The sequence below is a fragment of the Legionella micdadei genome, from assembly GCF_000953635.1.
Taxonomy (GTDB): Bacteria; Pseudomonadota; Gammaproteobacteria; order Legionellales; family Legionellaceae; genus Tatlockia; species Tatlockia micdadei.
Genome location: NZ_LN614830.1, coordinates 425,001 through 441,001, shown reverse-complemented (window position 1 = coordinate 441,001; position 16,001 = coordinate 425,001). Strand labels below are relative to the sequence as shown.

The window sequence follows — 16,001 nt, the reverse complement described above, 5'->3', positions numbered from 1 at the left end:
TTCAAACCTGTTGGTGTTCAGAATCATATCAATGATCATGGTTGTCTTCTGCATTAAGAGCTTCACTTAATGCATGCTCCACATCACTGGCTGTAACCGTATGCGCACTTGGCTCTGTCCCTGTGGCTTTTGCACGTTTTGACTTTCTGCCCTGATGATAAGCGTATCCTGTTCCTGCTGGGATTAAGCGACCTACCATCACGTTTTCCTTTAGACCTCTCAACTCATCAACTTTACCGCTAACTGCTGCTTCAGTCAGCACGCGAGTTGTTTCTTGGAATGATGCCGCAGAAATGAATGATTCCGTTGCTAGAGAAGCTTTAGTAATACCTAGAAGAATAGGCGTGCCTTGTGCAGGCTGCTTACCTTCGGCAATTAATTTATCATTTTCTTGCAACATCATGCTTTCTTCGATTTGTTCCCCGGCGAGGAACTTCGAATCACCAGCAAATGTAATCACGCGTTTACGTAGCATTTGACGGACAATAACTTCGATGTGTTTATCATTGATTTTCACACCTTGTAAGCGATATACGTCTTGTACTTCATTAACGATGTAATTTGCTAATGCACCGACTCCGAGCAACCGCAAAATATCATGCGGATTCAATGGGCCATCTGCAATAACCTCACCGCGTTCCACATGTTCACCTTCGAAGACTGAAATATGGCGCCATTTTGGAATTAACTCCTCATGGGCCTGATTCTCAGAAGCAGTAATTATCAGGCGTCTTTTACCTTTTGTTTCCTTACCGAAGTTGATTAAGCCTGAAACTTCTGCCATTACAGCAGCATCTTTAGGCTTTCTTGCTTCGAATAGGTCAGCCACTCTAGGCAGACCCCCAGTAATATCACGTGTCTTAGAACGCTCTTGAGGTATACGCGCAATAACATCTCCTACCCCTACAGCACTTCCGTCTTCAAAATTAATGATCGCGTCCACCGGCAAATAGTATTGCGCTGGAACGTTCGTCCCGGCTAGGTAGATGTCCTCACCATCATCAGACACCAGTTTTACCATCGGGCGCATATCTCTGCCTGCAGAGCTACGCTGTTTGGCGTCAGTAACAACAATGTTGCTAAGGCCTGTGAGTTCATCAGTTTGTCGGTTCATTGTTAAACCTTCAATGAGGTCGACAAACTTCAATTTACCGCTCACCTCTGAAATTACTGGGTGGGTATGAGGATCCCAAGTAGCAATAATCTGCCCAGCTTCCACAGGTTGATTATCATGGACAGTGAGCACAGCACCGTAGGGCAACTTATACCGCTCTCGTTCACGGCCAAAATCGTCAACAATGGATACTTCACCTGAACGTGAGACGGCAACTAGATTGTTGTTTTCATGCGTTACAGTTTTGATGTTATGTAATCGGATAACACCCTTGTTTTTAATTTGGATGTTATTTGCCGCTGTTGCTCTTGATGCAGCACCACCAATATGGAAGGTACGCATCGTTAGCTGAGTACCTGGCTCACCGATTGACTGCGCAGCAATGATACCAACTGCTTCCCCAGTGTTTACTAAATGACCCCGGGCGAGATCTCGTCCATAGCATTTTGCACAAAGACCAAAACGTGTTTCACAAGTGATCGGTGATCGAACCAGTACCTGGTCGACACCAAATTTTTCCAATTTTTCTACCCAATCTTCATCGAGCAATGTGCCTGCATTAACGATCGGATCGTCTTGATTTGGAATGTATACGTCTTTTGCAACTACGCGTCCAAGAACACGCTCATGCAGAGGTTCTACAATATCCCCACCTTCAATTAGAGGTTGCATCAATATACCGTTTTCAGTACCACAATCATCCTCTGTAATAACAACATCCTGCGCAACGTCGACCAAACGGCGAGTTAAGTATCCTGAGTTTGCAGTTTTTAAGGCAGTATCCGCAAGACCTTTACGTGCACCGTGTGTCGAAATAAAGTATTGGAATACATTAAGCCCTTCTCGGAAATTTGCTGTAATTGGCGTTTCAATAATGGAGCCATCAGGAGCTGCCATCAATCCCCGCATTCCTGCCAGCTGCCTGATTTGAGCTGCAGAACCCCGCGCCCCAGAGTCCGCCATCATGAAAATTGGGTTAAATGATTCTTGACGAGATACATTACCGCTGCGATCGGTAACTTCCTCAGTCGCAATCTTGCTCATCATCGATTTTGCAACCATTTCATTAGTGCGCGACCAAATATCGATAACTTTATTGTAGCGTTCGCCATTCGTTACGAGACCTGATCGGTATTGTGCTTCAATTTCTCGTACTTCATTATCAGCTTGCTCAATAATCGCTGCCTTGTCATCAGGTATTTCCATATCTTCAATACCAATAGATGCACCAGCCCGAGTAGCATATTTAAACCCTGTATACATGAGTTGGTCGGCAAAAATAACGGTTTCTTTTAAACCGAACTTTCGATAACAGGTATCAAGAACTTTTGAAATCGCTTTTTTGGTCATTGCTCTATTAATTAGCGCAAATGGCATTCCTTCGGGCAAAATATCCGAAAGTATTGCGCGTCCAACAGTCGTTTCAACTAATTCATATCCCTGTCCAATTTCGCTACCCTCTTTTGGCATCCGAATTTTTACTTTTGCATGGATATCCACATAGCCTGCTTCATAAAAATTTTGTGCCTCTTGTGGGCTGGCAAATATTTTTCCTTCGCCAAGTGCATTAATCCGCTCACGAGTTAGATAATAGAGACCGAGCACTACGTCTTGGCTAGGTACAATTATTGGTTCACCGCTCGCAGGAGATAGTATGTTGTTTGTTGACATCATGAGCGAACGTGCTTCCAACTGAGCCTCTAGCGTTAATGGCACGTGCACCGCCATTTGGTCTCCATCGAAGTCAGCATTGTAGGCTGTACAGACCAAAGGATGCAGCTGGATCGCCTTGCCTTCAATAAGTACTGGCTCGAAGGCTTGTATACCTAGTCTGTGAAGAGTAGGGGCGCGGTTGAGAAGAATAGGGTGCTCGCGAATAACATCATCGAGAATATCCCAAACTACTGGATCTTCCCGTTCAACCATTTTTTTAGCTGCTTTAATTGTTGTGGCAAGCCCTCTAAACTCCAATTTACTAAATATAAAGGGTTTAAATAGTTCAAGCGCCATTTTCTTGGGCAAACCGCATTGATGTAACCGCAAGGTGGGTCCCACAACGATAACTGAGCGCCCTGAATAATCTACACGTTTACCTAGCAGATTTTGCCTGAACCTACCTTGCTTCCCTTTAATCATGTCAGCCAATGATTTGAGGGGACGCTTATTCGTTCCGGTTATTGCCCGACCTCGGCGACCATTATCGAGCAGTGCGTCAACGGATTCTTGCAGCATACGCTTTTCGTTTCGCACAATGATATCGGGTGCATTTAGATCAAGCAGTCTCTTTAATCGATTATTGCGGTTGATCACACGACGGTAAAGATCATTTAAGTCAGAAGTAGCAAAGCGTCCACCGTCAAGAGGAACTAATGGGCGTAAATCAGGAGGAAGAACAGGCAACACATCCATGATCATCCATTCAGGTTTGTTTCCAGATTCGTAAAATGCTTCTAACAACTTTAGTCGCTTAGTGATTTTTTTAATTTTGGTTTCAGAATTAGTTGTAGGTAACTCTTCGCGCAATGATTTGATTTCTTCCTCAAGTTCAATTTGACGCAAAAGATCACGGATTGCCTCAGCTCCCATACGGGCATCAAACTCATCACCGTACTGCTCCATGGCATCAAGGTAAGCCTCGTCGTTGAGCAGTTGCCCACGCTCCAACTCAGTCATACCCGGATCTACTACTACAAAAGCCTCAAAGTAGAGTATGCGTTCTATATCGCGTAATGTCATATCGAGCAATAGACCTATACGGGAAGGAAGCGATTTCAAGAACCATATGTGAGCAACAGGGCTAGCAAGCTCAATGTGCCCCATACGTTCACGTCGTACTTTTGCCAATGCTAACTCTACACCGCATTTCTCACAAATAACACCGCGGTGTTTGAGCCGCTTATATTTGCCACATAGGCACTCATAATCCTTAATTGGACCAAAAGTTTTAGCACAAAATAAACCATCACGCTCGGGTTTAAATGTACGGTAGTTAATGGTTTCTGGCTTTTTAACTTCGCCATAGGACCATGATCGAATTAAATCAGGTGAAGCAAGTGCGATCTTAATCGCATCAAATTCTTCACTCTGGCCTTGCTGCTTGAGGATACCCAGCAAATCACTCATTATAGGCGCTTTTCTCATTGGGTCGTTGCTTAGATTAGCCAAGTCTATGCCTCCAAAAAATTAGTCAGAAAATTAATCGATGAACGTTTAGTCATGTTCCAGTTCGATATCAATACCTAATGCCCTTATCTCCTTCAACAATACATTGAAAGACTCTGGCATACCCGGATCCATACGATGATCTCCATCAACGATATTTTTATATATCTTTGTTCGTCCTCCGACATCATCTGATTTAACGGTTAACATTTCTTGCAACGTATAGGCAGCACCATAAGCTTCGAGAGCCCACACTTCCATTTCCCCGAAGCGTTGACCACCAAACTGCGCCTTACCGCCAAGTGGTTGTTGAGTAACCAAACTGTAGGAACCAGTAGAGCGTGCATGCATCTTATCGTCAACCAAATGGTTAAGTTTGAGCATATACATATACCCTACAGTTACCGGATTATCGAATTGTTTACCAGTTCGGCCGTCATATAGTGTGGTCTTACCATCAGATCTCATGCCAGCTAACTCTAACATGGACTTAATTTCTGCTTCGCTAGCACCATCAAAGACTGGAGTTGCCATTGGAACCCCGTCCCGCAGATTATTAGCTAAAACTAGCAGTTCTTCGTCATCAAGAGTATCCAGATTTACCCGCTCTTGATCGTCATGATTATAGATCTTTTTCAGAAATTCTCTTATTTCTGTTACTTGGCGCTGATTGTCAAGAAGATCGGTTATCCGTTGACCTAATCCTTTTGCAGCTAAACCAAGATGTGTTTCCAACACTTGTCCGATATTCATCCGTGAAGGTACACCAAGTGGGTTTAGTACTATGTCAACTGCCGTACCATCTTCCATATAAGGCATATCTTCAACCGGCACAACAATTGAAATTACCCCCTTGTTTCCATGCCGACCTGCCATTTTATCGCCAGGTTGAATTCTGCGCTTGACAGCAAGGTAAACCTTAACGATTTTCAATACACCAGGCGCTAGATCGTCACCTTGAATGATCTTCTTACGACTATCATTAAAGCGTTTCTCCATTTCCTTGCCCATCAGCTCTAATTGCTTGGACAACTGCTCCACCTGCTGGCTTACCTGATCGTCATCTACATGGATATCGAACCATTTCTCTCTATTTACCTTTTCTAAATATTCAGCAGTAATCTTGGAACCAGGCTTAATATTGTTAGGGCCACCTGTTGCTGCTTTATTTAAGAGAAGATTATGTAGACGATGGTAAATATCTTCCTCACGAATACGGCGTTCATCAATTAAGTCCTTTCGTACACGTGCAAGATGTTCTTCCTCAATACTCTTAGCTCGTTCATCCTTCTCTAATCCATCACGAGTAAACACTTGCACATCGATGACCGTACCATTCATTCCTGAAGGCACACGTAAAGACGAATCTTTAACATCTGATGCTTTCTCACCGAAAATTGCTCTCAACAATTTCTCTTCTGGTGTAAGCTGTGTTTCTCCCTTTGGTGTAACTTTACCAACCAGAATGTCACCAGCGCTTACTTCAGCACCGATATAAACAACACCTGATTCATCTAAATTTGCTAAAGCTGCTTCGCCAACATTGGGGATATCCGCAGTTATTTCCTCTGTACCTAGTTTTGTGTCCCTTGCGATACAAGTCAGCTCTTCAATGTGGATGGTAGTGAATCTATCTTCCTGCACAATTCGTTCAGAGATAAGAATAGAATCCTCAAAGTTGTAACCATTCCAAGGCATGAATGCAACGAGTAGGTTTTGACCTAACGCTAATTCTCCCATGTCTGTACAAGGACCATCCGCAAGAATGTCGCCACGCTGGATGCGATCTCCTTTGGAAACTATTGGCCTTTGGTTGATACACGTATCTTGGTTCGAGCGGAAGTATTTTGTTAGGTTATAGATATCAACCCCAGTTTCCCCGGCTGTTGTCTCATCATCGTTCACGCGAACAACAATACGAGAAGCATCTACTAGATCAATGACACCACCTCGCCTTGCCACGACAGAAACCCCAGAATCGGAAGCTACAGTTCGCTCCATACCTGTTCCAACTAAAGGCTTTTCAGATCGCAAAGTAGGCACTGCTTGACGTTGCATGTTTGAACCCATCAACGCACGGTTAGCATCATCATGCTCTAAGAATGGAATGAGAGATGCCGCAACAGAGACAATCTGCTTCGGCGATACGTCCATATAGTTAATCTTGTCTGGCGTAGTGAGCGAAAACTCGTTTTGATGTCGGCACGGAACAAGATCAGCAAGAATTTTGCCATTTTCATCAACAGCCACATTAGACTGAGCGATATACTGATCAACTTCTTCAATGGCTGATAGATATTCGATATCATCCGTTACCCGACCATCAATCACTTTCCTACAAGGTGTCTCAATGAATCCATATTCATTGGTTCTCGCGTAGACAGATAGTGAGTTTATCAACCCAATGTTTGGCCCTTCAGGAGTTTCAATAGGACATACACGGCCATAATGGGTAGTATGCACGTCACGCACTTCAAAACCCGCTCGCTCTCGAGTTAAACCGCCTGGGCCCAGTGCAGAAACGCGCCGTTTGTGAGTGACGCCGGATAGTGGGTTAACTTGGTCCATGAATTGTGATAGCTGACTGGACCCGAAAAACTCTTTCACTGCAGCTGAAACTGGTTTAGCGTTTATTAGATCTTGAGGCATCAAGTTTTCGGACTCTACTAGACTTAAACGTTCCTTAACAGCGCGCTCAACCCTGACTAATCCGACTCGAAACTGGTTTTCAGCCATTTCACCAACTGATCGAACACGGCGATTACCTAAATGGTCGATGTCATCAACCATTCCAATTCCATTACGGATATCAATTAGGGTCTTGATAACAGCAAGAATATCTTCTTTCGTTAACGTGCCTGGACCGGTATCCTCTTTACGTCCAACCCGGCGATTAAATTTCATTCTTCCAACAGCTGACAGATCATAACGATCTTCGGCAAAAAATAGATTTTTAAATAATGCTTCCGCTGCTTCCTTAGTAGGTGGTTCTCCAGGGCGCATCATACGGTAAATTTCCACCAATGCTTCTAGCTGGCTTGTTGTTGGGTCGATTTTTACTGTGTCGGAGATATATGATCCGTGATCCAGATCATTGGTATAAATCATATCAAAACTTAGAATGCCATGCTCAGCCAGCTGATCAAGCAACTCTGCAGTTACCTCGTCATTTGCTTGCGCAAGGACTTCGCCAGTTTCGGTATTGACAACATGTTTTGCCAATATCTTGCCAACTAAATAATCATGCGGAACAACTAGATCTTGCATGTTGCTCTTTTCCATTAATTTGATGTGGCGAGCAGTTATTCTTCGTCCTTGTTCAACGATAAGTTCCCCAGTTTCGGGGGCAATAATATCAAAAGAGGCGATTTCGCCACGTAACCTGGATGGGATGAGATTAATGTGGAACTCACCATTTCTTAATTGGCAAGTCGTTGTTTCAAAAAATTCAGAAAGAATATCTTCTGTTTCATAGCCCAGCGCACGCAATAGGATGCTGACTGGAAGCTTACGTCTGCGATCAATACGAACAAACACACAGTCTTTAGGATCAAATTCGAAATCAAGCCATGAACCACGATAAGGTATGATACGTGCAGAATAAAGGAGTTTTCCGGAAGAATGTGTCTTTCCTCGATCATGCTCAAATATAACGCCAGGAGAACGGTGTAATTGTGATACAACAACGCGCTCGGTACCATTAATAACAAAGGTACCCACATCAGTCATCAGTGGGATTTCACCCATGAACACATCTTGCTCACGAATGTCTTTAATTGGTTTGGGTTCACCAGCAGCGTCTTTATCAAAAACGACTAGTCTAATTTTGACACGCAGAGGTGCAGAATAAGTTAAACCGCGTAATTTGCACTCACGGACATCAAAAGCAGGCTCGCCTAGCTTATAACTGACATATTCAAGCCTAGCATTGCCAGAGAAACTTTCGATTGGAAACACGGACGAAAAAGCTGCATGTAAGCCAGTCTTTTGTTGCTCGCCCTCTTTTGAATCAGTTTGTAAAAAATCTCGGTATGATTTTAGCTGGATTTCAAGCAGATTAGGGATCTCCATTATATCAGCTTGCTTACCAAAGCTTTTGCGAAATCGTTTTTTCTCAGCATGCGAGTATTGATGAGGTTTAGCTTCTGCAATTGCCATGGTGATTCCTCTGTAAATTTATTGATGACATCAAACACACAAACCCAGCCATGTAACCATGAGCTGGGTCTTTATATACACAACAACAGTATTACTTAACTTCGACAGCAGCGCCGGCTTCTTCAAGTTTCTTCTTCATTTCAGCGGCTTCGTCTTTAGATACACCTTCTTTTACAGTTGCTGGAGCACCTTCGACCAAGTCTTTAGCTTCTTTCAAGCCTAAACCTGTAATTTCGCGAATTGCCTTAATAACGCCTACTTTGTTAGAACCAAAGCTTGTCATTACTACATCGAATTCAGTTTTTTCTTCTGCAGCAGCGGCAGCGCCACCAGCTGCAGGTGCAGCTACAGCGACAGCGGCGGCAGCAGCTGATACGTTGAATTTTTCTTCCATCGCTTCGATTAGTTCTACCACTTCCATCACAGTCATGTTAGCAATCGTCTCGAGGATCTCATTTTTAGATACAGCCATTTCTAGCTCCTAGATTAAAAATTAAAATTAAGATTATGCGGCGTCTGTTACTTTTTGTCCTTAATTGCAGCAACCGTTCTGACCAATTTGGCATGAGGTTCCGCAAGAGTACGAACAAATTTCTCAATGGGCGCTTTCATCACAAACATCAATTTAGCCAATGCTTCATCACGAGTTGGCAAGCTGGCGATCGCTTCGAGCTGATTCGCTTCGTAAGTTTTTCCACCAACGGCTAATGCTTTGATTTCAAGCTTATCAAATGTCTTAACATATTCCTTTAACATCCTTGCCGCATCGCTGGGAGCATCCATTGATAGAGCAATGAATAAAGGACCAACAAGCTTATCGCTTAAGCAGGCAAAGTCAGTGCCTTCGAATGCCCTACGGGTAAGCGTATTTGGCACTACTCTTAAGTACACACCTGATTTGCGTGCAGCACTGCGTAGCTGAGTCATTTGATTTACCGTTAAGCCACGATAATCAGCAACGACTGCCGAAATAGCCTTAGAAGCAACCGCAGTTACTTCTTCAACAACGGCTTTTTTTGCAGCTAAAGTTAACGTCACGTTACTGACCTCCTTAGTTGTGCAAATCCTAGGGATTTGACAGTTATGGTGCCGCCTCTGAGAGATCCCGGAGCCGGTTCACCGTCTGCGCAGGGTATTAAGCTTTTAAGCACCTGCGGTCTTCGACGGCATCGAACCAAGTCTATGCCGTGAAAGCGATTTAAAGGGCGATATATATTACACAGGTATTGTAGCAATATCAATAGGCAATCCAGGCCCCATTGTGGATGAAAGTGATATTTTCTTGAAATAAACACCCTTGGCGGAAGCTGGTTTTGCTTTCTTCAGATCTATCATTAATGCAGTAATATTTTCAATTAGATCTTCAGCTGAAAAATCGATCTTACCAACTGAGCAGTGAATAATACCGTTTTTATCTGTTCTATATCGAACTTGGCCTGATTTGGCATCCGATATTGCTGCTTCAACATTTGTTGTTACAGTGCCTACTTTAGGGTTAGGCATTAAGCCTCGCGGCCCCAAAATCTGACCTAGTTGACCCACTATACGCATCGCATCGGGAGTAGCAATTACAACATCGAAGTTCATCTCACCTGCTTTGATTTGTTCAGCAAGATCTTCAAAACCAACGATATCTGCACCCGCATTTTTTGCCTTAGTTGCATTCTCACCTTGTGCGAAAACCGCGACGCGAACAGTTTTTCCTGTTCCCTTAGGCAGGTTAGTAGAAGTTCGAACTACCTGATCAGATTTACGTGGATCTACGCCTAAATTAACGCTTATATCAATACTTTCCTTAAACTTACTACTAGCAAATTCTTTTAGGATAGCAATCGCTTCTGTAGCACTGTACAAGTGATTGGGCTTAATCTTTTCACGAATTTTCTGTTGTTTTTTGCTTAACTTAGCCATAGTAACCCCTTACTCCAAACCTTCAACATCGATACCCATACTCCGTGCAGTTCCTGCGATTGTACGAACTGCTGCTGCCATATCGGCTGCTGTAAGATCGGGTTCTTTAATTTTGGCAATTTCTTCAAGCTGAGCTCGGTTCAGTTTAGCCACTTTCTTAGTGTTAGGATTACCGCTGCCACTTTGGATGCCTGCTGCCTTTTTAAGCAACACAGAAGCCGGAGGTGTTTTAGTAATAAACGTGAAGCTGCGGTCAGAATACACAGTTATAACAACTGGTGTAGCTAAGCCTGGTTCTAAATTTTGAGTTGCAGCGTTAAAAGCTTTACAAAACTCCATAATATTTACACCACGCTGACCCAATGCAGGCCCCACAGGTGGACTTGGATTAGCTTTTCCAGCTGGAATTTGTAGCTTTATGTATGCTTCTACTTTTTTAGCCATAATTACTCCTTATGGGTTATATCGCTCTTTCACCATTTGGCATATCGTAAAGATGTGCACAAGGATTACTTAAGCTCCCCTGGGTTACACACAAACAAAAACATTAAGTTTTTTCTACTTGACTAAACTCGAGTTCAACAGGAGTTGAGCGGCCGAATATGAGCACTGCCACTCTAAGTCTATTCTTTTCGTAATTTACTTCTTCTACAACACCATTGAAGTCAATAAACGGACCATCCTTAACACGAACCACTTCGCCCGGTTCAAACAGGATTTTGGGTTTGGGTTTAGTAACTCCATCTTCAACGCGTTGTAGGATCGCTCGTGCTTCTTTATCAGAAATTGGCGTAGGTGTTTGGCTTGTGCCACCAATAAAACCAAGCACCCGCGGGATTGCTCGTATCATGTGCCATGTTTCGTCATCCATCACCATGTTCACAAGCACATATCCAGGAAAGAATTTCCTGGTGCTTTTTCTTTTCTGTCCAGCACGCATTTCAACAACTTCTTCAGATGGAACAACTACCTCACCAATTTTGTGCTCTAAGTGTTGGTGCTCCGAACGTGACTTAATTTCACGCATAACGAAGTTTTCATAGCCTGAATATGCATGAACAACGTACCATTGTTTAGTTTTCTGTTCTTCCACCGTAATATCAACCCAAACGTGTTAATTTAGCGATTATCCACATCATTCCTGAGTCAATTCCCCAGAGAATAAATCCGGTGATCGCGACCATAGCCATCACAATCGATGTGGTTTGAATAGTTTCCTGGCGCGTCGGCCAGACAACCTTTTGCAATTCAATTTTCGCTTCCTTTGCAAACTCAAAAACTTGTCTTCCTTGAGTAGTAAAAAAACCTTGTAGTGCAGTTAAAACAAACCAACCTATCCAGATAAGAGCTTTAATAGGGCCTGTGAAATTATAGTAGTAAGTTCCCAAAAAAGCTAAAACTGTGACTAGTGCTATACCAATCCACAGTGAGATATCTTTAAAGTTCATTTTGGAATTATTTGAATTCTTCATAATTATCTAGTAGTTGGCAGGCCAGGAGGGAATCGAACCCCCAACCTGCGGTTTTGGAGACCGCCGCTCTGCCAATTGAGCTACTGGCCTAACATACTTTGGTGTGAAGCGATGAACTCCACACCTTTTGATCAATTACTCAATGATCTTAGCTACAACACCAGCACCAACGGTGCGGCCACCTTCGCGGATTGCAAAACGCAAACCTTCGTCCATAGCAATCGGTGAGTGTAAGCTAACAATCAGCTTGACGTTATCACCTGGCATTACCATTTCTATACCCTCAGGTAAATCACAAGAACCAGTTACGTCTGTGGTCCTGAAGTAAAATTGAGGCCGATATCCGTTAAAGAATGGGGTATGACGTCCACCTTCATCTTTTGACAACACATACACTTCAGCTTCAAATTTAGTATGCGGTTTAATGCTTCCCGGCTTAGCTAATACTTGTCCGCGTTCAACTTCATCCCGCTTCGTACCACGTAGCAATATACCAACGTTGTCTCCAGCTCGACCTTCGTCAAGTAATTTACGGAACATTTCAACGCCTGTGCATGTCGTCTTTTGAGTGTCACGTATACCAACAATCTCGACTTCCTCACCAACTTTGATGATCCCGCTTTCGATACGTCCTGTTACTACTGTTCCTCGTCCAGATATTGAGAACACGTCTTCGATCGGTAACAAGAAACTTTTATCGATGTTTCTTACCGGCTCAGGTATATAAGAATCCATCGTCTCAACTAACTTCTCAATCGCTGGTACACCTATATCACTCGTATCGCCTTCCAATGCTTTTAATGCTGAACCAACTACAATCGGGATCTCATCTCCTGGAAATTCATAGCTGCTCAACAAATCGCGTACTTCCATTTCAACTAATTCTAATAACTCCGCATCATCCACCATGTCAGCTTTGTTTAAGAACACTACTATATAGGGAACACCTACTTGCCGGGATAAGAGTATGTGCTCTCTCGTTTGAGGCATTGGGCCATCCGCTGCTGATACTACTAATATCGCTCCGTCCATCTGAGCCGCACCAGTGATCATGTTCTTTACGTAATCCGCATGGCCTGGGCAATCAACGTGTGCATAGTGACGATTCGCTGATTCATACTCAACGTGAGCTGTCGATATCGTAATCCCGCGCTCTCTTTCTTCTGGCGCAGCATCAATCTGATCATAAGCTTTCGCTATACCACCGTACTTCTTCGCCATTATCGTCGTAATCGCGGCTGTTAACGTCGTCTTCCCATGATCCACGTGACCAATCGTGCCCACATTAACGTGTGGCTTCTTTCGCTCAAATTTCTCCTTTGCCATCGGAAGTTTCCCCCATTTCAAAAGTTGCTAACTGTATGGTGCCCACAACTGGACTCGAACCAACGACCTCTTCCTTACCAAGGAAGTGCTCTACCACCTGAGCTATGTGGGCCTTAACCTAAGACCGTCATCCCATATTTCCACAGTCCGTTTCTATACAAACTTGGAGCGGGTGATGGGAATCGAACCCACGCTATCAGCTTGGAAGGCTGAAGTTCTACCATTGAACTACACCCGCTTATGTAACTACATCTTATGCATAGTACTGGTGGAGGGGGAAGGATTCGAACCTTCGAAGGCAGAGCCGTCAGATTTACAGTCTGATCCCTTTGACCGCTCGGGAACCCCTCCCAAAAGAACGCCATTTTCTTTCATGGTATGCTTAAAGTCAATAGCTTAGTGATGGACTAGCATCTAGATGGTGCTGGCACCAGGAATCGAACCCGGGACCTACTGATTACAAGTCAGTTGCTCTACCAACTGAGCTACGCCAGCAAATTCTATTTACTCATTTGTGCTTTACTAATTGTCTACTGGAGTCTTTGAGCAAGCACTAACTCATTGTATCTCTTTTTTTATATCGTCCCGAGCATGCTTGTACTCGACTCTCTCTGACAAAGCCATTGCTATTAATCAGGAGGTCCCATGCGGTACTCGGGATGAGATGGAATAAAACCCTGGCGATGACCTACTTTCACATGGGGAAGCCCCACACTATCATTGGCGCAGGTATGTTTCACTTCTGAGTTCGAGATGGGATCAGGTGGTTCCAAACCGCTATAGTCGCCAGGAAACCTGGTTTACCGATTGGGCTATTAACCAATCAGCTTGGTAAAGTGGATAGAGGTTAACACAAACTCTGTATTCATTTGTCTGAGCAATTTACATTGCCCTGTCATTCAATATTGCCTTGCTTCTTCACTCATAACCTAAAGGCAGTTCAGGTTATATGGTCAAGACAATCAGCCAATTAGTACGAGTTAGCTACACACATTACTGTGCTTCCACACCTCGCCTATCAACGTCGTAGTCTTCAACGGGCTTCATGGGAAAACTCATCTTGAGGGAGGCTTCCCGCTTAGATGCTTTCAGCGGTTATCCCGTCCGAACTTAGCTACCCGGCAATGCAACTGGCGTCACAACCGGTACACCAGAGGTTCGTCCACTCCGGTCCTCTCGTACTAGGAGCAGCTCCTCTCAATTTTCCTACGCCCACGGCAGATAGGGACCGAACTGTCTCACGACGTTCTAAACCCAGCTCGCGTACCACTTTAAATGGCGAACAGCCATACCCTTGGGACCTGCTTCAGCCCCAGGATGTGATGAGCCGACATCGAGGTGCCAAACACCGCCGTCGATATGAACTCTTGGGCGGTATCAGCCTGTTATCCCCGGAGTACCTTTTATCCGTTGAGCGATGGCCCTTCCATTCAGAACCACCGGATCACTAAGACCAACTTTCGTTCCTGCTCGAGCCGTCACTCTCGCAGTCAAGCACCCTTTTGCCTTTACACTCTTGGTACGATGTCCGACCGTACCGAGGGTACCTTTGTGCTCCTCCGTTACTCTTTGGGAGGAGACCGCCCCAGTCAAACTACCCATCATACACTGTCCTCAGCCAGGATTACTGGCCCAAGTTAGAACCTCAATAATAACAGGGTGGTATTTCAACGGCGGCTCCATGCGAACTGGCGTCCGCACTTCATAGCCTCCCACCTATCCTACACAGTCATCATCAAAGTCCAGTGCAAAACTATAGTAAAGGTTCACGGGGTCTTTCCGTCTAGCCGCGGGTACACTGCATCTTCACAGCGATTTCAATTTCACTGAGTCTCGGGTGGAGACAGTGTGGCCATCGTTACGCCATTCGTGCAGGTCGGAACTTACCCGACAAGGAATTTCGCTACCTTAGGACCGTTATAGTTACGGCCGCCGTTTACCGGGGCTTCGATCAAGAGCTTCTCCGAAGATAACCCCATCAATTAACCTTCCGGCACCGGGCAGGCGTCACACCCTATACGTCTTCTTACGAATTTGCAGAGTGCTGTGTTTTTAATAAACAGTCGCAGCCACCTGGTCTCTGCGGCCCTCTTCAGCTCATTAAGCATGTCAATTCACCAAAAAGGGCGTACCTTCTCCCGAAGTTACGGTACCATTTTGCCTAGTTCCTTCACCCGAGTTCTCTCAAGCGCCTTAGTATTCTCTACTTGTCCACCTGTGTCGGTTTGCGGTACGGTTCTCTGTAAGTTATGGCTAGCGGCTTTTCCTGGAAGCTTGGCATCAATGACTTCTCCGCACACCGTAGTGTCAGAACCACTTCGCACCTCAGCCTTAACAAGGGGCCGGATTTGCCTAACCCCTCAGCCTACATGCAAGTACCAGGACAACCATCGCCCGGCTCACCTAGCCTTCTTCGTCCCCGCTTCACCACTTACAAAAAGTCCAGGAATATTAACCTGGTTCCCATCAGCTACGCATTTCTGCCTCACCTTAGGGGCCGACTCACCCTGCTCCGATTAACGTCGTGCAGGAAACCTTAGACTTCCGGCGAGTGGGTTTTTCACCCACTTTATCGTTACTCATGTCAGCATTCGCACTTCTGATACCTCCAGCCCACCTCTCAGTGAACCTTCTTCAGCCTACAGAACGCTCCCCTACCACGTGCACTTAGTGCACATCCGCAGCTTCGGTGTATGGTTTTAGCCCCGTTACATCTTCCGCGCAGGCCGACTCGACCAGTGAGCTATTACGCTTTCTTTAAAGGGTGGCTGCTTCTAAGCCAACCTCCTGGCTGTCTGTGCCTTCCCACATCGTTTCCCACTTAACCATAACTTTGGGACCTTAGCCGACGGTCTGGG

At 44.7% G+C, this 16,001-nt stretch carries 9 protein-coding genes, 5 tRNA genes and 2 rRNA genes (1 of these 16 only partly in view); all 16 read right to left on the bottom strand.

The genetic code is table 11. The annotated features are described in order from the left end of the window. Nucleotides 1–28 precede the first annotated feature (28 nt). Entirely contained in the window at nucleotides 29–4,237 is a 4,209-nt protein-coding gene (gene rpoC, locus LMI_RS01995; protein WP_045100508.1) for a DNA-directed RNA polymerase subunit beta', read from the bottom strand. Between the two features lie 87 nt (nucleotides 4,238–4,324). Further along, on the bottom strand, nucleotides 4,325–8,434 hold the full coding sequence (gene rpoB, locus LMI_RS01990; protein ID WP_045098304.1) for a DNA-directed RNA polymerase subunit beta: 4,110 nt from the start codon (nucleotides 8,432–8,434) through the stop codon (nucleotides 4,325–4,327). Nucleotides 8,435–8,525: 91 nt separating this feature from the next. After that, entirely contained in the window at nucleotides 8,526–8,906 is a 381-nt protein-coding gene (gene rplL, locus LMI_RS01985) for a 50S ribosomal protein L7/L12 (protein ID WP_045098303.1), read from the bottom strand. A 47-nt stretch (nucleotides 8,907–8,953) separates the two neighbouring features. Next, nucleotides 8,954–9,472, bottom strand: a complete 519-nt coding sequence (rplJ, locus tag LMI_RS01980) for a 50S ribosomal protein L10 (protein ID WP_045098302.1) — start codon at nucleotides 9,470–9,472, stop codon at nucleotides 8,954–8,956. A gap of 177 nt (nucleotides 9,473–9,649) precedes the next feature. Then, nucleotides 9,650–10,345 (bottom strand): 50S ribosomal protein L1, encoded by a 696-nt coding sequence (rplA, locus tag LMI_RS01975; RefSeq protein WP_045098301.1) that lies wholly within the window; start codon nucleotides 10,343–10,345, stop codon nucleotides 9,650–9,652. Between the two features lie 9 nt (nucleotides 10,346–10,354). Then, a complete protein-coding gene (gene rplK / locus LMI_RS01970) occupies nucleotides 10,355–10,789 on the bottom strand; it encodes a 50S ribosomal protein L11 (protein WP_045098300.1) in 435 nt (144 codons plus the stop codon). Nucleotides 10,790–10,892: 103 nt separating this feature from the next. Beyond that, the gene (gene nusG, locus LMI_RS01965; protein ID WP_045098299.1) at nucleotides 10,893–11,438 is read right to left on the bottom strand and encodes a transcription termination/antitermination protein NusG; all 546 of its coding nucleotides are present in this window, start codon (nucleotides 11,436–11,438) and stop codon (nucleotides 10,893–10,895) included. 7 nt (nucleotides 11,439–11,445) lie between these two features. After that, a complete protein-coding gene (gene secE / locus LMI_RS01960) occupies nucleotides 11,446–11,817 on the bottom strand; it encodes a preprotein translocase subunit SecE (protein WP_045098298.1) in 372 nt (123 codons plus the stop codon). Nucleotides 11,818–11,831: 14 nt separating this feature from the next. Continuing rightward, nucleotides 11,832–11,907 (bottom strand) — tRNA-Trp (locus LMI_RS01955). A 45-nt stretch (nucleotides 11,908–11,952) separates the two neighbouring features. Further along, complete coding sequence (tuf, locus tag LMI_RS01950) at nucleotides 11,953–13,143, bottom strand: elongation factor Tu (protein ID WP_045098297.1); 1,191 nt, start codon at nucleotides 13,141–13,143, stop codon at nucleotides 11,953–11,955. Between the two features lie 36 nt (nucleotides 13,144–13,179). After that, nucleotides 13,180–13,255, bottom strand: a tRNA-Thr gene (locus LMI_RS01945). Nucleotides 13,256–13,307: 52 nt separating this feature from the next. Then, nucleotides 13,308–13,381 (bottom strand) — tRNA-Gly (locus tag LMI_RS01940). 28 nt (nucleotides 13,382–13,409) lie between these two features. Further along, nucleotides 13,410–13,494, bottom strand: a tRNA-Tyr gene (locus LMI_RS01935). Nucleotides 13,495–13,562: 68 nt separating this feature from the next. Further along, nucleotides 13,563–13,638: transfer RNA gene (locus LMI_RS01930), tRNA-Thr, on the bottom strand. Nucleotides 13,639–13,818: 180 nt separating this feature from the next. Then, a 5S ribosomal RNA gene (rrf, locus tag LMI_RS01925) occupies nucleotides 13,819–13,934 on the bottom strand. Between the two features lie 158 nt (nucleotides 13,935–14,092). Beyond that, nucleotides 14,093–16,001 (bottom strand): 23S ribosomal RNA (locus LMI_RS01920) (it continues 988 nt past the right edge of the window).